The 18,796-nt window shown below is 62.2% G+C and carries 20 protein-coding genes; 6 read left to right on the forward strand and 14 right to left on the reverse strand.

What is annotated here, in order from left to right; translation table 11 throughout:
• Window positions 1-51: 51 nt before the first annotated feature.
• The 9 genes from dps to QD336_RS20890 form a co-directional block, all read right to left on the reverse strand.
• On the reverse strand, window positions 52-540 hold the full coding sequence (dps, locus tag QD336_RS20850) for a DNA starvation/stationary phase protection protein Dps (RefSeq protein ID WP_499172033.1): 489 nt from the start codon (window positions 538-540) through the stop codon (window positions 52-54).
• 122 nt (window positions 541-662) lie between these two features.
• Complete coding sequence (locus QD336_RS20855) at window positions 663-1,421, reverse strand: iron ABC transporter ATP-binding protein (RefSeq protein ID WP_499172034.1); 759 nt, start codon at window positions 1,419-1,421, stop codon at window positions 663-665.
• Window positions 1,418-2,386: an iron chelate uptake ABC transporter family permease subunit gene (locus QD336_RS20860; protein WP_499172035.1), complete on the reverse strand. Its 969-nt coding sequence runs from the start codon at window positions 2,384-2,386 to the stop codon at window positions 1,418-1,420. Before QD336_RS20860 ends, QD336_RS20855 begins: the two co-directional genes overlap by 4 nt.
• Window positions 2,379-3,344, reverse strand: coding sequence for an ABC transporter permease (locus tag QD336_RS20865; RefSeq protein ID WP_499172036.1), 966 nt, complete (start codon window positions 3,342-3,344; stop codon window positions 2,379-2,381). The genes QD336_RS20860 and QD336_RS20865 overlap by 8 nt, the downstream gene beginning before the upstream one ends.
• Window positions 3,345-3,544: 200 nt before the next feature.
• Window positions 3,545-4,483 carry a siderophore ABC transporter substrate-binding protein gene (locus tag QD336_RS20870; protein ID WP_499172037.1) on the reverse strand — a complete coding sequence of 313 codons (939 nt, stop codon included), beginning with the start codon at window positions 4,481-4,483 and terminating at the stop codon, window positions 3,545-3,547.
• 393 nt (window positions 4,484-4,876) lie between these two features.
• Entirely contained in the window at window positions 4,877-5,137 is a 261-nt protein-coding gene (locus tag QD336_RS20875) for a hypothetical protein (RefSeq protein WP_499172038.1), read from the reverse strand.
• Window positions 5,138-5,265: 128 nt separating this feature from the next.
• Window positions 5,266-6,783 carry a tripartite tricarboxylate transporter permease gene (locus QD336_RS20880; protein WP_269340227.1) on the reverse strand — a complete coding sequence of 506 codons (1,518 nt, stop codon included), beginning with the start codon at window positions 6,781-6,783 and terminating at the stop codon, window positions 5,266-5,268.
• 93 nt (window positions 6,784-6,876) lie between these two features.
• The gene (locus QD336_RS20885) at window positions 6,877-7,368 is read right to left on the reverse strand and encodes a tripartite tricarboxylate transporter TctB family protein (RefSeq protein ID WP_499172039.1); all 492 of its coding nucleotides are present in this window, start codon (window positions 7,366-7,368) and stop codon (window positions 6,877-6,879) included.
• Window positions 7,365-8,273 (reverse strand): Bug family tripartite tricarboxylate transporter substrate binding protein, encoded by a 909-nt coding sequence (locus QD336_RS20890; RefSeq protein WP_442864871.1) that lies wholly within the window; start codon window positions 8,271-8,273, stop codon window positions 7,365-7,367. The genes QD336_RS20885 and QD336_RS20890 overlap by 4 nt, the downstream gene beginning before the upstream one ends.
• A 334-nt stretch (window positions 8,274-8,607) precedes the next feature.
• Between QD336_RS20890 and QD336_RS20895 the strand changes: the two genes are divergently transcribed.
• Window positions 8,608-9,603: an alpha/beta hydrolase gene (locus QD336_RS20895; protein ID WP_499172040.1), complete on the forward strand. Its 996-nt coding sequence runs from the start codon at window positions 8,608-8,610 to the stop codon at window positions 9,601-9,603.
• A 2-nt stretch (window positions 9,604-9,605) separates the two neighbouring features.
• Here the strand turns inward: QD336_RS20895 and QD336_RS20900 are convergent, their stop codons facing one another.
• Window positions 9,606-10,673 carry an ABC transporter substrate-binding protein gene (locus QD336_RS20900; RefSeq protein WP_499172041.1) on the reverse strand — a complete coding sequence of 356 codons (1,068 nt, stop codon included), beginning with the start codon at window positions 10,671-10,673 and terminating at the stop codon, window positions 9,606-9,608.
• Window positions 10,674-10,754: 81 nt separating this feature from the next.
• Between QD336_RS20900 and QD336_RS20905 the strand changes: the two genes are divergently transcribed.
• Both QD336_RS20905 and QD336_RS20910 read left to right on the forward strand, forming a co-directional pair.
• Window positions 10,755-11,435 (forward strand): response regulator, encoded by a 681-nt coding sequence (locus tag QD336_RS20905; RefSeq protein ID WP_003491888.1) that lies wholly within the window; start codon window positions 10,755-10,757, stop codon window positions 11,433-11,435.
• Window positions 11,432-12,826 (forward strand): sensor histidine kinase, encoded by a 1,395-nt coding sequence (locus tag QD336_RS20910; protein WP_499172042.1) that lies wholly within the window; start codon window positions 11,432-11,434, stop codon window positions 12,824-12,826. The genes QD336_RS20905 and QD336_RS20910 overlap by 4 nt, the downstream gene beginning before the upstream one ends.
• Before the next feature lie 37 nt (window positions 12,827-12,863).
• Here QD336_RS20910 and purU read toward each other — a convergent pair whose 3' ends face one another.
• From purU to hmuQ, 4 genes are all read right to left on the reverse strand, one after another.
• A complete protein-coding gene (gene purU, locus QD336_RS20915) occupies window positions 12,864-13,748 on the reverse strand; it encodes a formyltetrahydrofolate deformylase (protein ID WP_269340238.1) in 885 nt (294 codons plus the stop codon).
• 204 nt (window positions 13,749-13,952) lie between these two features.
• On the reverse strand, window positions 13,953-14,729 hold the full coding sequence (locus QD336_RS20920) for a YbaY family lipoprotein (RefSeq protein WP_269340240.1): 777 nt from the start codon (window positions 14,727-14,729) through the stop codon (window positions 13,953-13,955).
• A 233-nt stretch (window positions 14,730-14,962) separates the two neighbouring features.
• A complete protein-coding gene (gene hutX / locus QD336_RS20925) occupies window positions 14,963-15,487 on the reverse strand; it encodes a heme utilization cystosolic carrier protein HutX (protein WP_499172061.1) in 525 nt (174 codons plus the stop codon).
• Window positions 15,488-15,497: 10 nt separating this feature from the next.
• Window positions 15,498-15,845: a heme-degrading protein HmuQ gene (gene hmuQ, locus QD336_RS20930; protein ID WP_006314959.1), complete on the reverse strand. Its 348-nt coding sequence runs from the start codon at window positions 15,843-15,845 to the stop codon at window positions 15,498-15,500.
• A gap of 186 nt (window positions 15,846-16,031) precedes the next feature.
• On the opposite strand from hmuQ, the gene QD336_RS20935 reads away from it, so the two are divergent.
• The 3 genes from QD336_RS20935 to QD336_RS20945 are packed head-to-tail and all read left to right on the forward strand — an operon-like array spanning window position 16,032 to window position 18,789.
• A complete protein-coding gene (locus QD336_RS20935; RefSeq protein ID WP_499172043.1) occupies window positions 16,032-16,925 on the forward strand; it encodes a heme/hemin ABC transporter substrate-binding protein in 894 nt (297 codons plus the stop codon).
• Window positions 16,922-18,010 (forward strand): FecCD family ABC transporter permease, encoded by a 1,089-nt coding sequence (locus tag QD336_RS20940; RefSeq protein ID WP_499172044.1) that lies wholly within the window; start codon window positions 16,922-16,924, stop codon window positions 18,008-18,010. Before QD336_RS20935 ends, QD336_RS20940 begins: the two co-directional genes overlap by 4 nt.
• Window positions 18,007-18,789: a heme ABC transporter ATP-binding protein gene (locus tag QD336_RS20945; protein WP_499172045.1), complete on the forward strand. Its 783-nt coding sequence runs from the start codon at window positions 18,007-18,009 to the stop codon at window positions 18,787-18,789. The genes QD336_RS20940 and QD336_RS20945 overlap by 4 nt, the downstream gene beginning before the upstream one ends.
• Window positions 18,790-18,796: the final 7 nt, after the last annotated feature.

The following is an 18,796-nucleotide window of genomic DNA, read 5'->3' on the forward strand; positions in this document are numbered from 1 at the left end:
GCGCCCGGATATTCCGGGCGCTTTGCTGTTGCGGGGTGGGCGGACGTCCGCTTAGCTCTTTTCCTGCACATGCGCTTCGAGGAACCACAGCGACTTGTCGAGATCGCGCGAGGCGGCGGTGAAGATATCGGCCGTCGTCGGGTCGCCGGCCTCATCGGAATCGTCGATCGCCTTGCGGATCATGTTCGCGACATCGCCATAACGCTCGATCAATTCGTCGAGATGGTCGTGGATCTTGTAGATATCGGTCGGATAGGCCTTGAGCTTCGTCGTCGAGGAGACGGATTGCAGGCTGCCGAGTGCCGTGCCGCCAAGCTGCACGACACGTTCGGCAATCGTGTCGCCGTGATTGTCGAGCTGGGTGCGGAAGGTGTCGAGAAGTTCATGCACGGCGATGAATTGCGGGCCTTTCAGGTTCCAGTGCGCCTGCTTGGTGGCGAGCGCAAGGTCGATCACCGAAGCCAGCGATTCGTTGAGAATGCCGATCACCGTCGCCTTGGCGTTGGAAGGCAGGTCGTTCTTCGTCTTGTGCGTCTTCATCGATGTCTCCTGAAGTTGCGGACGGAATGCCGCTTTGGAAAAGTCCGTCGTTTAACGTCCGGGCCTGAGGCCCTGTTCCATGCTAAGCACTGCGACGGTAAAAATCCTGCACAATCATCATGTCACTCATAAAACAGGCAGATGCGCCTGCCCTCTATCTCTTCGACACGGATCGGCATGTCATAGATATCCGCAAGGATATCCGGGCGGATGATCTCCTCTGCCGGCCCCTGATGGCAGATGCGGCCTTCGCGCATGGCGATGATGGTGTCGGAATACCAGGAGGCGAAGTTGATATCGTGCAGCACCAGTACCACGGTCTTCTTCAGCTCGTCGGCGGCGCGGCGCATGATCTTCATCATGCCGGAGGCGTGTTTCATGTCGAGATTGTTGAGCGGCTCGTCAAGCAGCACATAATCCGTATCCTGGCACAGCACCATGGCCACGAAGGCGCGCTGACGCTGGCCGCCGGAAAGCTCGTCCAGAAAGCGGCCGGCGAGGGCTTCGAGATGCAGATATTCGAGCGCCCGGTCGATATGGACCTTGTCTTCAATGGTCGGTCGGCCCTTTGAATAGGGGTAACGGCCGAAACCGACGAGATCGCGCACCGTCAGGCGCGAGGAGATGTGGTTGTCTTGCCGCAAGATCGAAAGCCGCTTCGCCAGCGTATCGGAAGGGGTTTTCGCCACATCCAGCCCGCCGACCGTCACGGTTCCGGCGTCCATGGACATCAGCCGCGCCATGATGGAGAGCAGGGTCGATTTTCCCGCCCCGTTCGGCCCGATGATGGAGGTGACGCCGCCTGCCGGAATGGAGACGGTCACACCGTCGACGACGAGGCTATCGCCATAGGATTTGCTGATCTGACTGGCGATGATCATCGCGCACCCCGCTTCAAAATAAGACCGATAAAGACGATGCCGCCCAGAAATTCGATGATGATGGAAAGCGCCGTATCGAAGGCGAAGATGCGTTCCAAAACCACCTGCCCGCCGACGAGGCAGATGACGGCGATAAGGATCGCCGCCGGCAGCACATAGGCGTGTTTGCCGTTGCCCGTCAGATAATGGGCAAGGGCCGCGACCAGCAGCCCGAAGAACATGACCGGGCCGACGAGTGCGGTGGAAACGGCGACCAGCACCGAGACCAGCACGAGGATGATGGTGACCGTGCGCTTGTATTCGACGCCGAGGCTGATGGCCGTTGCGCGGCCGAGCGAGAGAACGTCGAGCGTGTGCATCAGACGCGATCCGATGACGGTCACCAGGCCGATGATGATGGCGGAGACGGTGAGAAGCGTTGGATCGATGGAATTGAAGCTGGCGAAGAGCACATCCTGCAGCACCGTATATTCATTCGGGTCCAGCACGCGCTGCATGAAGCCCGAGAGGCTGCGGAAGAAGACGCCGAAGACGATGCCGACCAGCACCAGAAGATGCAGGCTGCGTTCGGCACCAACGAAAAGCCAGCGATAGAGCAGGGCCGAGAAAGCGACGAGCAGGGCGGTCTCGGTGAGGAATTTCAGTTGCGGATCGATCATGACCACGGTTGCCGAGCCGAACACGAAGATCAGCCCCGTCTGCATCAGCACGTAGAGCGAATCGAAGCCCATCACCGAAGGGGTGAGGATGCGGTTGTTGGTGACCGTCTGGAACAGCACGGTGGAGACGGCGATGGCATAGGCCACCAGCACGAGCGAGAGAAGCTTGATGCCGCGAAAGGGAAGCACGAAGCTCCAGCTTCCCTTGGCGCCAAGCGTCATGAAGGCGGCCATGGATATGAACGCCAATGCCGCAAGCACGATGAGAACGGTTTTTGCGCGCCGGTCGGGATGCCTCTCACGCATGGTGGCGTTTCCGCAGCAGGAGATAGAGGAAGAGAGCGCTGCCGATGACGCCGACCACGGTTCCGATCGGTATTTCATAAGGCGCGCGCACGGTGCGGCCGATGATGTCGCAGGAAAGTACGAAGACCGCGCCAAGCGTCGCCACCCAGGGCACGGAGCGGCGCATATTGTCGCCGATCATCAGGCTGACGACATTCGGCACGATCAGCCCGAGAAAGGGAATCATGCCGACCGTGACGACTACGACGGCGCTGACCAGCGAGACGATGGTGAGGCCGAGCGCCATGACCCGGCGATAATTGAGGCCGAGATTGGTGGTGAAATCGCGGCCCATGCCGGCCACGGTGAAACGGTCGGCGGCGAGATAGGCGGCAATGGCCAGGATGAAACCGACCCATAGCAATTCATAACGGCCGCGCAGCACACCGGAAAAATCCCCCGTCATCCATGTGCCGAGCGATTGTAAGAGGTCGAAACGATAGGCGAAGAAGGTGGTAACGGCGGCAATGACGCCGCCCAGCATGATGCCGATCAGCGGCACCAGCAGCACGTCGCGCAGCGGCACTTGCCGCAGGATACGCAGGAAGAGCGCGGTGCCTGCCAGCGCGAAAATGGCGGCCACCAGCATCTTGCCGAAGATCGGCGTATCGGGCGCCAGCAAGGTGACGGTGAGCAGGCCGAGGCCGGCGGATTCGGTGGTGCCCGCCGTCGAAGGCTCCACGAAGCGGTTGCGCACCAGCATCTGCATGATGAGGCCGGCAATCGCCATGGAGCTTCCGGCCAATATCAGCGCCAGTGTGCGCGGAATGCGGCTGACCAGCAGCACGCGCAGTGCATCCGCGCCCGTATCCGGCGCGAAGAGCGTGGTGAGCGAGACGTTGCTGACGCCGACGAACAGGCTGGTGGTGGCGAGCGCCAGAGCCAGAAGAAGGGCAAGGATGAGGGACAGGGATTTCACGTCGGTGGTGTTTCGAAAATGGTGAAAGCTCCGGCGGCCTCTGAGGTTGCGGAGAGGGTCCAACCTTCTCTCCGTCATCCTCGGGCTTGTCCCGAGGGTCTGCAACTCATTGATTTTACGATGCCTTGGTAGATCCTCGGGACAAGCCCGAGGATGACGTCGAGTTTGGCGCAGCCTTCAGGAACAGGTGCGTATAGTGCCTAAGACTTCTTCTCGGAAACGGCCTTGTAGACCTGATCGAGCAGGGTGGTGAGCGCCGTGTAACCGCTGCTGACGATATAGGCCGCCTGCGGGTCGAGATAGACGATCTGCTTTTTCTTCCAGGCATTGGTCTGGTGTACCAGCTCATTGTCCAGCACCTGTGCGGCGGCCTTGCCGGGGTCGGTGGCGCGGCCGATGCCAGCGTCGCGGTCGATCACGAACAGCCATTCGGGATTGACCTCGGCGAGATATTCGAAGGAGACGACGTCACCGCGGTCGAAGCGGTCATCGATATCTGCGGCGACTGGTTTGAAGCCGATTTCGGTGTGCAGCCAGCCGGTGCGCGAGCTTGGGCCATAAACACCAACCTTGCCGGCATTGGTGACGAGGATCATCGCCGTGCCGGAATTGGGCGCGATTTCCTTCAGCTTTGCCACCTTTTCATCGATCGCAGCATCGAGCTTTTTGGCTTCTTCCTGTTTGCCGAAGATATCGCCGAGCTTGGTGATGTTGGCCTTCACGCTTCCAATGAATTCCTTGGAATCGACCGACATGTCGATAGCCGGCGTGATCTTCGCGACATCGGGATATTTCGCCCGCGAACGGCCGCCGACGATGACGAGATCGGCCTCGGCCGCATTGATCGCCTCATAATCGGGCTCGAACAGCGTGCCGACCTTCAGATATTTGTCATCGGCATATTTCTGCAGATAGGTCGGCAAGTTGGAGCCGACCACGCCGGCGGGTTCGACGCCGAGTGCATCGAGATTGTCGAGCGAGGGAATATCGAGAACCAGAACCTTCTTCGGTGCCGCTTTCAGCACGGTTTCGCCCTGCGCGTGCTTGATCGTCATTTCCTGCGCGCCTGCGGTTATCGCGCCAAGGCTGAAGGCTGCTGCCGCCAGCAGTCGAACGGGGAAGGTGAAGTTGATGGCCACTTATATGTCCCTTGCAATATGGTTCTAAGCCCGCGGAAGGTTGTCCCGTGGGGTTAACTTGATGTCCGCTGTCAGCTTTATTGGCAAGGTTCGCGGAAATCAAAATTATGTTTTAGAACGGTTCTGAATTGCCGTGAGCGGGAAATGTGGGGCAGTGAAACACGCGCTCATCTCTCCCCGTCATCCTCGGGCTTGACCCGAGGATCCACTGCGGCGGGGTTGATGGATCCTCGGGTCAAGCCCGAGGATGACGTCGAGGGTTGAGCGAGGATCGGCGCCAGTCCCGTGTGCCATCTTCAGGTGCGCGGCATGTGACGGCGCGGGCGTGCCCCGATGGTGGGGCAGACCCGGCTTGTCTCTGCGCAATTGCATTCCGAACGTGACTGCCGTGTTTCAATCCTGCGGCCAATCGCCAACGATTTCGCGTCGCTCCAGTTTCAACGACCGGTCCGGCTGTACACGATAGGTCTCGATCGCCAGCCGCCCGTCGCCCATCACGAATTCATTGCTGAGCGTGCTGCCGATGGGGGATTTGGTCAGTTTGGTGCGCGGCTGCCCGCCATAGGTGATGCTGCCGGGAATGGGCTCCACATCGGGCGTGGCGGTGGTGCAGCCGGCGAGCGCCAGAACCATCATGATCGCGATCTTGCGCATGTTCTTCTCCTGCGTTTGCAGCAATCCTATCATGGCCGCATCTGTGCCACACATCCCGTTGGCGTGAATAAAAAAGGCCCCGCATCCGAAGATACGGGGCCAGTTGCCTTGGGAGGCTCCCTGGTTTCTCAGTCCTCGTTGGCGGCAAGCTGCGTCAGCACCTCGCCACGTCCGCGGATGCGCATGATCAGCGGGATGATGAAGGCGGCGGCCGCAACGATGAAGAGGCCAACGGCAATCGGTGAGGTGAACAGCACCGTCGGGTCGCCCTGGCCGATGGCAAGGGCGCGGCGCAGCTGCTGTTCGGCGAGCGGGCCGAGGATGAGGCCAACGACCGCAGGCGCAATCGGATAACCGAAGATGCGCATGATATAGCCGAGGATACCGAAGGCGAGCAGCATGCCAAGTTCGAACACCGACGGGTTGGCGCCAATGGTGCCAAGCGTCGCGAACAGCAGGATGCCGGCGTAAAGCCAGGGCTTCGGAATGGTCAAGAGCTTCACCCACAGGCCGACGAGCGGCAGGTTCAGAACCAGCAGCATCAGGTTGGCGATGAACAGGCTGGCGATCAGGCCCCAGACGAGCTGCGGATTGGTCGCGAACAAAAGCGGGCCGGGCTGCAGGCCATATTGCTGGAAGCCGGCGAGCATGATGGCGGCGGTCGCCGTCGTCGGCAGGCCGAGTGTGAGCAGCGGCACCAGCGTACCGGCTGCGGACGCATTGTTGGCGGCTTCCGGACCGGCGACGCCTTCGATGGCGCCATGGCCGAATTCTTCCGGATATTTGGTCAGCTTCTTTTCGGTAGCGTAAGAAAGGAAGGTGCCGATTTCCGCACCGCCCGCCGGCATGGCGCCGATGGGGAAGCCGATCAGCGTGCCGCGCAGCCAGGCTTTCCAGGAACGTGCCCAGTCCTGCGCGCTCATCCAGACGGAGCCTTTCACGGCTTCCACCTTGTCCGGGCCGGTGCTGCCCTGTGCGACGATGAACAGCGTCTCGCCGATGGCGAACATGGCGACCGCAAGTGTCGTCACTTCCACACCGTCGAGCAGGTCGGGAATACCGAAACTCATGCGGGTCTGGCCGGTCAGCTGGTCGATGCCGACAATGGCAAGCGCAAAACCGATGAAGAGCGAGGTGAGGCCGCGCAGCGCCGAATCCCCGAAGGCGGAAGATACGGTCACGAAGGCGAGAACCATCAGCGCGAAATATTCACGCGGGCCGAAGACCAGCGCCAGCTTGACGATATAGGGCGCGATGAAGGCGAGTGCCACGGTGGCGATGAGACCGGCGACGAAGGAGCCGATGGCGGCGGTGGCAAGTGCCGGGCCACCTCTGCCCTTGCGGGCCATCTTGTTGCCTTCGAGTGCTGTGACGATCGAGGCGCTTTCGCCCGGCGTGTTGAGCAGGATCGAGGTGGTCGAGCCGCCATACATGCCGCCGTAATAGATGCCGGCGAACATGATGAGCGAACCGGCGGGATCGAGCCGGTAGGTGACGGGCAGAAGCAGCGCCACCGTCAGCGCCGGGCCGATGCCGGGCAGAACGCCAACGGCGGTGCCGAGCGTGACGCCGATCAGCGCATAAAGCAGGTTCATGGGTTGGGCGGCAACCTCAAGACCGTGCAGCAGGAATTCAAAGGTACTCATGGACAGATGTCCCCCTGTCGGGCGGAACGGCTGGCTTTCGCGTCGTCGCGCGCCGGTTGTTCCTGTGATCTCGAATTTTGGTCGGAATGGCTGTTAGAACAACAGCCGTTCCAGAGGCCCGGCGGGCAGCGAAAGCTGCAGCAGCCGCGCGAAGATGAACCAGATGAAGAAGCTGAGCGCGATACCGATGGGGATCGAATACCAGAGCTTGCGTTTGCCGAAGGCGCGCGCCGTGAAGGCAAAGAGCAGGCCCGTCGCAATGGAGAAACCGGCGACGTTGAGCAGCAGCATCTGCGCGGCAAGGCCGGCGACGACCCAGATGACCGGGGCGATTTCCTGTCTGTCGCGTTCGGGAAAATCACCGCGCCAGGCCTCGATGGCCGTCCAGAGCGCGAGGCCGACAAGACAGAAACCGATGGCATAGGGCACGGTTGCCGGGCCGACCGGCGAATAACCGGTGACGCTGGCGAGACGCGCGCTGTCCCAGAAGATCACTGAGGCGATGAGGACGAGGAAGACGGCGATCGCCAGCGCCGCCCAGTCAGGGCGGCGCTTTTGATGTGAAGGGTTGGAACCCTGGCTCATTTTACCAGTCCGATGTCTTTGAGGATGGCGGCGGTGGCGTCGGTGTCCTTGGCAAGCTGTGCCTTGAATTCGTCACCGGCGAGATAGGTGTCCATCCAGCTCTTGGTCTTCAGGGTTTCCTGCCACTTGGCGGATTTTACCAGCTTTTCGATGTCGGCGTTAACGGCCTTTTCCTGTTCCGGCGTCAGGCCGGGAGGAGCGGCGACCATGCGCCAGTTCTGGACCACGACATCGAGACCGCTTTCCTTGAGCGTCGGGGCATCGACGCCTTCCAGCTTCTTTTCGCTGGAAACCGCGAGCAGGCGCAGCGTGCCGGCCTTAACCTGGCTTTCGAATTCGCCATAGCTCGAAATACCGGCAGTCACCTGCGAGCCGAGGATCGAGGCAAGGGCTTCGCCGCCGCCGGAATAGGCGATGTAGTTGATCTTGGTCGGGTCGACGCCGGCCGCCTTGGCGATCAGGCCAACGGCGATATGGTCGGTGCCGCCGGCGGAGCCGCCGCCCCAGGAAACGCTGCCCGGGTCTTTCTTCAGCTGGTCAACGAGATCGCCGATGGTCTTCAGCGGCGAGGACGCCGGAACGACGATGGCTTCATATTCGCCGGTCAGACGGGCGATCGGTGTTACTTCCTTGAGGGTGACGGGCGCGTTGTTGGTGAGGATCGCGCCGACCATCACGTAACCGCCAACGATCAGCGCGTGCGGATTGCCCTTCTGCTGGCTGGCGAACTGCGCAAGACCGATGGTGCCACCGGCGCCCGGTACGTTCTGTACCTGAACGCTCTTGGAAATGCCTTCTTCCTGCAGCACGGTCTGCAGCGAGCGCGCGGTCTGGTCCCAGCCGCCGCCGGGATTGGCCGGGGCAATGATGGTGTAATCTGCCGCAGCCGCCGGAAGGGCGATCATGCCCGCCAGAAATGTGCCGATAAGAAAATGTTTCACTTGGAAAACCCTCCTCAGGATGCCCTTATTTGGGCGTCGTTTTTCGTTTATGCGGAAGGGATTTCATGACGCAGCCGTGCCAGCGCTGAAAGCTCAGCGTGGGGCCTTGCAACCGTCCTGGATTTCCTCCCGCATCTTCTTCCGCCTCCACGGAATGAAGAAGGATTACAGAGCATCATAAAAAGCTGTCATCTAACTGACGCTACGCAAGTCCTTGCGCATTTACTCTCTATTAATTTGTGCCGGACGTCTACTGTGGCGTGTGGGGCGAGGTGGGCTCGAAGGGGAGGCGGGTTCAATGTCATTCGCAGAAAGAGATTGGAACGTGGCTCGTCCGGGCTTTACCCTCAGCGGCAGCCTGTGCCTGCCCGCCGGAGACGGTCCCTTTCCTCTTGTCCTCATTCTTCAGGGAAGCGGCAGGGTAGACCGCGACGGCAATGTGGGTGCCGGCGGACGTGGTCCTGGCCTTTATCTCAAGCTTGCCAGGGCGCTTGCCGGATACGGCGTCGCGAGCTACCGCTACGACAAGCGCGGCGCCGGCGCCAGCGGCGGCCATTTTCTCGCTGCCGGTTATCATGACCTCGTTGACGACGCAGAGGCGTGCTGGCATGCGCTCACCGTTGCGCCATTCAGCAATACCGGCCGTATGTATATGCTCGGTCACAGCGAAGGCACAGCCATTGCCGCCCAATTGTCGTCGAGCCTCGCCCACCCGCCGTGCGCGCTCATCCAGCTCTGCCCCTTCGATGATAGCGCGGAGACCATGCTGATCCATCAGGCGGAAGGGATAGAGCGCGAACTGCCCGGTGTGCCCGGCCTGCTGGGTATCCTGCTGCGCCTCGCGCGGCGCTTCAGCGAACCTTACGACCGGCGCATGCGGCGTAAGCTCGCGCATGTGCGCACGCTTGACGGCGGCACCATCCGTCTAGGCCCCACGCGCGTCAGCGCCCGCTGGCTGCGTGAATTGATCGATCTGGATGTCAACGGTCTCTACCGCGCCGTGCCTTGCCCCATGCTGCTGATCGCCGGTGAAAAGGACCTGCAATGCACCCCCGAAAGCGCCGAACGTTTGGCCCGGCTGGCTTTGGCGCCGACGGAATTTCATGTGGTGCAGAACATGATCCATCACCTCTCGGTCCGTGAGGGGCAGCCGGCGCTTCTGGATATGCGTGATATCGATGCGCTTCCGCTCGCGCCGCAATTGCTGGCGCTTCTTGAAAGCTGGTTCGCCCGCGAAAGAGCCGAAGATCTGCCGCCCGAACCCGGCGTGCCTCCGTTATCTGACGCGTATTGAACCTATTGCGAGCGCAGCGCCTCGTTCCAGCGCTCGATCAGGCGGCTGCGCTTGACCTGGTCCAGATAGACCATCAGGCCGGGGCTGACGGGGACGGGACGCAATTGCGCGCCGTGGATGGCCTGCATGGTGTTGGCGGTGTTTTCGCCCGCCACTTCCGGGCTGACGGCTGGGATTTGCAATTGCCGGGCCATGATCGTCTGGCCTTCCTTCGACATGAAGAATTCAAGGTAGCGACGCCCAAGGTCGGGATTGGCGGCGGCTTCCGGCACCAGCCCGATGCGCGACATGACGACGGTATAATCCTTCGGCAACACGATGCCGACATCGGGGTGGCGCGAGGCCCAGTCTGCCGCATAGGAGCCGAGAATATTGTATCCGAGCACGAAACGGCCGTCAGAAACCCGCTCCAGAATGGCCGAGGAAGTGGAATAGACCTTCACGCCCGCCGCCCCCATGGCCTTGATGACGCTCCATATATCGCCAAACTGCTCCTGATCGCGCGACATGAACAGGAAACCGACGCCGGAGCGTTCTATGTCGTAGGTGGCGATGCGGCCATGCACCTCCTTGGCGTGGCGTTCGAGATAATCGACAAATTCGGCACGGGTTGCGGGTGGTTTTTCGGTGGTGAAGCTCGGCTTGTGATAAACGAAGACCGCCGGCTCGAAGGTCAGCGCATAGGCCGTGTTGCGCCAGTTCGCCCAGGCCGGCCAGCGCGCGCTCATGGCAAGGTCGGAACGCTGGGCGTAACCATCGTTGCTCAGCTTCACCTGCAGGTCCATGGCGGAGGAGAAGGCGAAATCGGCCGTCTTTTTGCCGGCATCCGTTTCCTTGACGATGCGGTCGTAGATTTCGCCGGTCAGCATATCCTCGTAATGGACGGCAATATCGGGATTGGCCTTCTGGAAACCCTCGATCATCGGTGTCGCCAGCGGCTCATCCAGCGAGGAATAGACCACCAGCGTCTCGGCATTCGCCTTGCCTGAAGGGGCCGGAAAAACGGCGACCTGCGCAAGCGCGGGCGAGGCCATGCAAAGACAGAGGCAGAGAAAAAGGCAGATACGCATGGAAAAGATCATGCCGCACGCGCTTGCCATTCACAAGCGGCAAGGGCTTGGTTAAATTCGCAGGATTGCCGGAGGAAAGATTTGCGTATTTTGCTGGTCGAGGACAATCAGGTGTTGTCGGAAGGGTTATCCGCCCTTCTGCGCGGCAGTGGTTATGCGGTGGATGTGGTTTCCGACGGCGCTTCCGCCGATGCGGCTATTGCGGCGGAAAGTTTCGATCTCGTCATTCTCGACCTCAACCTGCCGGAAATGGACGGTATCGAGGTGCTGCGCTCCATGCGTTCGCGCCAGGACAAGGCGGCGGTGCTGATCCTGACGGCGCGCGGCACGCCGGAAGAAAAGGTCAAGGGTCTGGATCTCGGCGCCGACGACTACATGATCAAGCCCTTCGACATCACCGAATTCGAGGCAAGGGTGAGGGTGCTTCTGCGCCGCAATGCCGGGCTGCGCTCCTCCGCGCTCAGTTTCGGCAAGGTGCTGTTCGATCTCAATTCCCGCACCTTTTCGGCGGACGGGCGCCCGCTCGATATTCCGGCACGCGAGGTGGCGCTGCTCGAAGTGCTGTTCATGCGGGCGGGCAAGGTGGTCGCCAAGGAGGCGATCGTGCAATCGCTGACCGGGTTCGATGACGATATTTCCGCCAATGCCATCGAGCAATATGTCAGCCGCCTGCGCAAACGGCTTGCCCCCCACGGGCTGACGGTGAAGACGGCGCGCGGCATCGGTTATTATCTCGAAAAACTGCCGGAGATGGCGGAATGAGACAGGCCGCCTATTCGCTCAGGCGGCGACTATTAGGCTGGCTTCTCATCTCCACCGCCATCATCGGCTGCGCTGCGCTGACCGATACATGGCGCGAGGCGGTCAACACCGCCAATGTCGTCTCCGACCGGGTGCTTTCCGGTTCGGCGCTCGCCATTGCCGAGCGGGTGGTGGTGGCCGAGGATGGTTCGCTGGAAGTGGACATCCCCTATGTGGCGCTGGAAATGCTGACCTCTGCCGCGCAGGACAGGGTATTTTACCGGGTCGACGGGCCGAACGGGCAATTCCTCACCGGTTATCAGAACCTGCCGACAGTGGAGAACACGGCCGGCGATACGCCCGCCTATCGCGACGCGGTGTTTCGTGACGAGCCGATCCGCATCGCCGCCATCCGCCGGTTTGCGTCCACCGGCATCAATTCCGTACCCTTTTCCGTGACGGTTGCCGAAACCACGATTGCCCGCAGTCAGCTGGCGCAGGCCATCATCCTGCGTTCCGCGCTGCGACTGCTCTTGATGATCGTGGGGGCGGCGATCATCGTCTGGATCGCCGTGACGATTTCGCTGCGGCCGCTTTACCGGCTCAGCGAAGCCATTGCCGAGCGCAGTCCCAATGACCTGCACCCGATCCGCCAATCCGTGCCGGTGGAGGTGGAAAATCTGGTGGAGACGGTCAATTCCTTCATGGTGCGGCTGCAATCGGCGCTCGATGCGCTTCGGCATTTCACCGGCAATGCCAGCCACCAGCTGCGCACGCCGCTTGCCATCATCAGCACCCAGCTTGCGCTTTCCGCCCGCGCGTCAAGTCTTAAGGAGGCGCAGGCGGCGGCGCTGAAGGGCGGCGCTTCGGTGGCGCATGCCGAACATATCCTCGCCCAGCTCTTGCGCATGGCCAATATCGATGCCGCCGGCTCCAGCGAGAAACACGATTTTTCCGCGATAGACCTCGTGGCCGTTGCGCAGAATGTGACGGCCGATTTCGTGCCGCGTGCGGCCGACGCCGGCATCGATCTCGGTTTTGAAGGCGAGGGCGAGGCGACCATTTCCGCCGAACCGCTGTTGATCGGCGAGCTGATCGGCAACCTCGTTTCCAATGCCATCAATTATGCCGGGCGCGGCGCGGAAGTCACCGTTCGCGTTGGCAAGGAGACGGGCGCCGTCTGGCTGGAAGTGGAAGATAACGGCCCCGGCATCCCCCCGGAAAAACGCGCCATGGTGCGCCAGCGCTTCGCCCGTGGCGAAGCCAACACCGCCCCCGGCGCCGGCCTTGGCCTTGCCATCATCGAGGAGATCGCCGGCCTGTTCGGCGGGCGGCTGACGCTGGAAGACGGCGCGGGCGGGCGCGGCTTGAGGGCGCGGGTGGTTTTTGGCGGGACGGAAAGAATGGCATAACAGGGCGGTCTGTCAGGCAGCCATGTCTGCCGCCTTATCACCCCATCCGCTCGGAAGCATAGCTGCCCGGGCTTGGCGGGAAGACCACGGTGCGGTTGCCGTTGATGAAGGTGCGGTGGTGGATATGAGCGTGGATGGCGCGGGCCAGCACCTGGCTTTCCACGTCGCGGCCGAGCGAGACATAGTCGTCGGCTGACTGCGCGTGGGTGATGCGCACCGTGTCCTGCTCGAGGATCGGGCCTTCATCCAGGTCAGCGGTGACGTAATGCGCCGTCGCGCCGATCAGCTTCACGCCACGCTCATAGGCCTGCTTGTAGGGGTTGGCGCCCTTGAAGCTCGGCAGGAAGGAGTGGTGGATATTGATGATCTTGCCAGACATCTTGCGGCACAGGTCATCCGACAGAACCTGCATGTAGCGGGCGAGCACGACAAGTTCCGTGCCGCTGGTCTCGACCAGGTCCATCAACTGCGCCTCGGCCTTCGGCTTGTTCTCCTTCGTCACCTTGATGTGGTGGAAGGGAATGTCGTGATTGACCACCACTTTCTGGTAATCGAAATGGTTGGAGACGACGCCAACGATGTCGATCGGCAGTGCGCCGATTTTCCAGCGATAGAGCAGGTCGTTGAGGCAATGGCCAAAGCGCGACACCATCAGCATCGTCTTCATGCGCTGGCCGTCCGGATAGATATCCGCCTCCATGCCGAATTTTTTCGCCACCGGCTGAAAGCCTTCGGTGATGGCCTGAAGGGAAGCGCCTTCCTCCGAAATGAAGGAGACGCGCATGAAGAACTTGCCGGTCTCGAGGTCGTCGAACTGCGAGCTATCGACGATGTTGCAGCCTTTTTCCGCCAGATAACCGGAAATCGCGGCGACGATGCCGCGGGTCGATTTGCAGGCTACGGTCAGAACATAGGATGTCATTCGTTTTCCCTCAAAGACGTCGCGCCGGCGTCAGCCGGCGCAGTTCGGCGTGTTGCATAGCGCAGCTTGGCAGCGGAGCAAAGCGCCAAGGCGACATAGCCAAAGTCTTAGGGCGGGAAAGGACCGGGCGCCGTGCCGGAAACGACATGGAATGTTCCATGGCAAGCACGGCGCCGCCGGCATGTTGCAGGCAGGCGCTGCCGGTCAGGCGCGACGCAGGCGCATGGCGGTGCGGCCGCGGCCGTCGATCAGTTCCAGCGTGCCGCGACGCGGCTCCAGCCGGAAGGAGCGTGCGCCTTCCAGCGCCTCGATGAATTGCCGTTCCTGGCGCATGATATCGGGCGCGCAGGCCATCTGTGTGGAAATCATCCGGCCGAAATCGACCCGGTTGCGGCTGATCTTCACCTCGCCGCCAATGCCGTTGCAGCCGGCATTGCCGGAAACGCGGCCCTCGCGGGAAATTTCGAGCGTTGCCTGCCGGCGACCGCGAACCCGCTCGCCGCGGATGTCCTGTACCAGCCAGCGTCCGTCGATGCCGGCTTCCGGCTCCGGCCGGCCCGGACCAGCGCCGACGCGCTCCAGCACGAGGTCGGTATCGTCGCGGCCGCCGGTCAGGACGGAATAACGGCGGGTCGTGGTGAAGAGCAGCTGTTCGCGGTCGCGGATTTCGGCGCTCAGCGCATAGGAGCGGCGGCCGCGAATGTCGCGGTCGTCATAACGCAGCACGAAGGGCACCGGCACCTGGCCGCGCGGGCGAATGGTGGTTTCGGCGATCGTCTGCGATGGCGCATCCGCCAGCGAAACGTCGATCAGCCGCACGGTGACGGTTGCGCCCGGCGGTAGCGCAATGCGTTCACGATAGGAAACGCTGCCACGCAGGCTCGCCGGCGCGGCCGCCGCACCGCCCGCCGCAAACAGCGGGGCAAGCGCGAGGAGACCGGCGAAACTGCGGCGCGAAAGAAGAGGCTGGTTGTCGGTCATGGTGTCTGCTCCGTGCTGGTTCCGGTTGAATTTTCAACGGATGATAGAAAACGGCACTGAACGGGCGATGAACCGATGGAGTAGGGATGGATACCAGACAGGTGGCTTCATTGATGACAGAGCCTTCTACACACTCGGCGTCATCCTCGGCACAGGGCCGAGGATGACGGAGCAGAGGTTTTCTATCAACGCTGGACCACCGCCAGGGGCGGTGGTTTTTCATTCTCGTTGGTTCAGCTGCGGAAACTGTCCCGCAGCGCTTCGAACTTCGCCAGTTGCCCGGCCAGCAGTTCCTTGTTCTCGTCGCGGCGGACGAAGATCTTGAACATGGCGCCGCCGGCGGCATTCATGAACCAGACGGAGCAGGAGCGGCGGCCATGGAAACCGCGGTCGACGAAGGTGATGCCGGCGCAATTGTCCTTCTTGATGTGACCGCCGATGGGGCTGTCGCCATGGATGTTGAACCAGCCGTGGCTTTCCGTGCCTTCCGGCAGGTGGCCGGGGACTTCGAACACGATATCGCCGGTCTGCACGATCATCAGGACTTCGCCCCAGCCGCGCATCTCGTTCCAGATCGCGTCGAAGCGGTCGGCGGAGGCGGAGACCGCTGCACCTTCGGGCAGGATCGCCAGAATTTCGGCCGGCGTCACCTCGGCCTTGGCGGCGATGGCCTCCACGATACCGTCAGGTTTTTCGGCAAGGGCTGCGGCGGCGCGGGCCTGCCTGTCGTCGTCAGTCTTCTGGGCTGCAATGCTCATCGGGTGGGCCTCAGGCGGCAATCGAATGGCGTTCGCCATTCTTGTCTTCATGGATGATGACGTCGAAACCTTCGAAATGCGGGCCGGAGAGATATTCTACCTTGCCACGGTTCTCGCCGGCCTTGGCATGGGCGGCGCGGAACTGTTCGGATTTCGTCCAGGCAAGGAAATCGTCCTTGGTGGCCCAGACGGTGTGCGAGGCATAAAGCGTGTGATCGTCCGCCTTCGGGCCCTTCAGCATGTGGAATTCGATGTAGCCCGGCAATTCGCTGAGATGCGATTTGCGCTCGCGCCAGATGGATTCGAAGGTTTCTTCATAACCCGGCACGACGCGAAAGCGGTTCATTGCGATAAACATGAAAGTCTTCCTTTAAGTTTCCAGTTTCAGTCAGGATATCGACCCCGGACGGGGTTGGAAAGGGGTTCACGGCAAAGCGAACAAAAATACTCCACTTATCGATTGCGCGGTTTATAAACATGTGTAAATAACTCAAGATTAGTGGCGCGGGCGAACCTGCGCCGGGTCGTGTTTCAGGATAACGCCATGTTCAACTCCCGCCTTCGTCCCCTCGTTTTCGCCGCCCTCGTGCCCGCCGCAATCGCCTTTGCCGCGCCGGCCGCCATGGCTTCCGACAAGGGTAATCCAGAGGCGAAACGCATCGTTGCGGTGGGCGGAACGGTGACGGAAATCCTTTATGCGCTGGGTGCGCAAGACCGTATCGTGGCGCGCGACAGCACCAGCACCTACCCGGCTGACGCGCTCGCCAAGCCTGATATCGGTTACATGCGGGCGCTCTCTTCGGAAGGCATCCTGTCGCAGAAGCCCGATCTCATTCTTTCCGAAGACGGCTCCGGCCCGGCGGATGTCATCGCCATTCTGAAGGCGAGCGCGGTGCCTTTCGTCACCGTCGATACGCCGCCGAGCGGTGATGCCATTCCGAAGAAAATCGAGGACGTCGGTGCGGCCGTGGGTCTTTCCGACAAGGCCAGGGCGCTGGCTACCGAAACCAAAGCCGGGCTCGACGCGCTTGCCAAGGATGTCGCCGCGGTGCCGGAAAAGGGCAAAAAGCGGGTGCTCTTCGTGCTCTCCAGTGCCGGTGGTCGCGTGATGGCGGCGGGCAAGGATACCGAGGCGGCGGCGATCATCGAAATGGCCGGCGGCATCAATGCGGCCGAGGAAATCAACGGTTACAAGCCGCTGACGGATGAGGCGGTCATCGCCGCAGCACCCGATGTGGTGCTGACCATGGCGCGCGGCGACCATGCCGCCAAGGCGGCAGAGATTTTCGCGCTGCCGGCCTTCCAGTCCACACCGGCCGCTGCCAGCAAGGCCCTCATCAGTATGGACGGGCTTTATCTCATCGGTTTCGGCCCGCGCACACCGGCCGCCGGCCGCGAGCTGGCGCACAAGCTGTACCCTGACGTGGTGAAGCCGTGAGCCTTGCCGTCTTGAGTTCCGCCGGGGGCGGGGTTGCGGGCGACAGATCCCGTCAGGGGGTCGTCACCCTTGCCGTGCTCGTCGGCATCCTGCTGTTTGCCTGCGGCGTATCGCTTGTCAGCGGCCCCACGGGCGTCGGCATATCCGAACTCTTTGCCTATCTCACCGGTGGTGCGGATCAGCTCGATGCGCGCGACAGGGTCATTCTCGAAGCCGTGCGTCTGCCGCGCACGGCGCTCGGCATGTTGATCGGCGCGGGGCTTGGCGTCTCGGGCGCGATGATGCAGGGCCTTTTCCGCAATCCGCTGGCTGATCCCGGCATTGTCGGTGTCACCTCGGGTGCCGCGCTGTTTGCGGTGGCGGCCATTTCGCTCGGGGAAGGCGCGCTTGCGACGGTTGCCGTGTTTTTCGGCCCGCATTTCCTGCCGCTGATGGCATTTTTCGGCGGGCTGCTGAACGTCTGGGTGCTTTACCTGATCGCCACCAAGGACGGTGCGACCTCCACCACCACGCTCATTCTGGCGGGCATCGCAGTGGCCGCCATCAGTGGCGCGCTGACCGGGCTGATGATCTTCGTGGCTGATGACCGGGCGCTGCGCGACATCACCTTCTGGTCGCTCGGTTCGCTGGGCGGGGCAACGCCGGCCAAGGTGCTCGCCACCCTGCCATTCATCATCGTCGTGCTTGCCATCATTCCCTTTGTCGCCCGTGGGCTGGATGCGCTGATCCTGGGGGATGCGGCTGCCTTTCACATGGGCATTCCGGTACAGCGGCTGAAGCGGGTCGTCATTCTGACGGTCGCCGCCGCCTGCGGGGCAAGCGTGGCCGCGGCCGGTTCCATCGGTTTTGTCGGCATCGTCGTGCCGCATCTTTTGCGCCTCGCCATCGGCCCGTCACATCGTTTCCTGCTGCCGGCCTCGGCGCTTGGCGGTGCAGCGCTTCTGCTTCTTGCCGACTGTTTCGCCCGCACGGTGGCGGCGCCGGCGGAATTGCCGATCGGCGTCGTCACGGCGCTCATCGGCGCGCCCGTCTTCCTGTTCCTGCTGCTTGGCCGTGGCGGATTTTCCATGCGGAACATGCCATGATCCGGGCTGAAAACCTTACCCTCATCCGCTCCGGCCGCCGCCTGCTCGATGCCGTCAACGTCGATCTGAAGCCGGGCCGGGTCAATGTCATCATCGGCCCGAACGGTGCCGGTAAATCCACGCTGATGAAGGTTCTCTCGGGCGAGATGCGCGCCGAGGAGGGCTCGGTGACCTATAATAATGTCGCCCTGCCGCAATTCACGCCGGTGCAGCTTGCCCGCCTGCGTGCCGTGCTGCCGCAGAATACCCAGCTTGCCTTTCCTTTCACCGCGCTGGAGATCGTACGCATGGGGGCGGTGGCGCAGGGCTCGCGCGCGCCGGAGGAACAGGCCCGCCGGGCGCTTGCCCGGGCCGGTCTGCGTGGTTTCGAGCAGCGGTCCTACAATATGCTGTCCGGCGGCGAGCAGCAGCGGGTGCAGTTTGCCCGGGCGCTGGCGCAGGTGCCGAACCCGTTGGAAAATGGCGAGGCACGGGCTCTCTTCCTCGATGAACCGACGGCCAGCCTCGATATCGGCCACCAGATTTCCGTGCTGGAAACGGCGCGCGATTTTGCAAGCGGTGGCGGGTTGGTGCTCGCCATCCTGCACGATCTCAACCTGGCAGCGGAATTTGCGGATCAACTTATCGTCATGCATGGCGGCCGGGTGACGGCGAGCGGCCCTTCGCTGGAAACGATCAGCGACGAAACGATCGCGCGGGTTTATGGCATTGGCGGCGTCGTTGGTCGGTTGCCGGCGCGGCATATCCCCTATGTGCTGCCGCAATCGCGGCACCGTTAGCAGAGCC

Origin of the sequence: Rhizobium sp. BR 250 (assembly GCF_047445855.1) — a bacterium.
Lineage (GTDB): Bacteria > Pseudomonadota > Alphaproteobacteria > Rhizobiales > Rhizobiaceae > Agrobacterium > Agrobacterium tumefaciens_I.

Bases quoted from the DNA above. Each gene is read 5' to 3' on its own strand.
- QD336_RS20935 (WP_499172043.1), top strand. From the start codon at position 16,032: ATGTTCAACTCCCGCCTTCGTCCCCTCGTTTTCGCCGCCCTCGTGCCC.
- QD336_RS20945 (WP_499172045.1), top strand. From the start codon at position 18,007: ATGATCCGGGCTGAAAACCTTACCCTCATCCGCTCCGGCCGCCGCCTG.
- QD336_RS20900 (WP_499172041.1), bottom strand. From the start codon at position 10,673: ATGCGTATCTGCCTTTTTCTCTGCCTCTGTCTTTGCATGGCCTCGCCC.
- QD336_RS20895 (WP_499172040.1), top strand. From the start codon at position 8,608: ATGTCATTCGCAGAAAGAGATTGGAACGTGGCTCGTCCGGGCTTTACC.
- QD336_RS20880 (WP_269340227.1), bottom strand. From the start codon at position 6,783: ATGAGTACCTTTGAATTCCTGCTGCACGGTCTTGAGGTTGCCGCCCAA.
- hmuQ (WP_006314959.1), bottom strand. From the start codon at position 15,845: ATGTTTATCGCAATGAACCGCTTTCGCGTCGTGCCGGGTTATGAAGAA.
- QD336_RS20910 (WP_499172042.1), top strand. From the start codon at position 11,432: ATGAGACAGGCCGCCTATTCGCTCAGGCGGCGACTATTAGGCTGGCTT.
- QD336_RS20890 (WP_442864871.1), bottom strand. From the start codon at position 8,273: ATGATCGCCCTTCCGGCGGCTGCGGCAGATTACACCATCATTGCCCCG.
- purU (WP_269340238.1), bottom strand. From the start codon at position 13,748: ATGACATCCTATGTTCTGACCGTAGCCTGCAAATCGACCCGCGGCATC.
- QD336_RS20885 (WP_499172039.1), bottom strand. From the start codon at position 7,368: ATGAGCCAGGGTTCCAACCCTTCACATCAAAAGCGCCGCCCTGACTGG.
- QD336_RS20860 (WP_499172035.1), bottom strand. From the start codon at position 2,386: ATGCGTGAGAGGCATCCCGACCGGCGCGCAAAAACCGTTCTCATCGTG.
- QD336_RS20855 (WP_499172034.1), bottom strand. From the start codon at position 1,421: ATGATCATCGCCAGTCAGATCAGCAAATCCTATGGCGATAGCCTCGTC.
- QD336_RS20920 (WP_269340240.1), bottom strand. From the start codon at position 14,729: ATGACCGACAACCAGCCTCTTCTTTCGCGCCGCAGTTTCGCCGGTCTC.
- dps (WP_499172033.1), bottom strand. From the start codon at position 540: ATGAAGACGCACAAGACGAAGAACGACCTGCCTTCCAACGCCAAGGCG.
- hutX (WP_499172061.1), bottom strand. From the start codon at position 15,487: ATGAGCATTGCAGCCCAGAAGACTGACGACGACAGGCAGGCCCGCGCC.
- QD336_RS20875 (WP_499172038.1), bottom strand. From the start codon at position 5,137: ATGCGCAAGATCGCGATCATGATGGTTCTGGCGCTCGCCGGCTGCACC.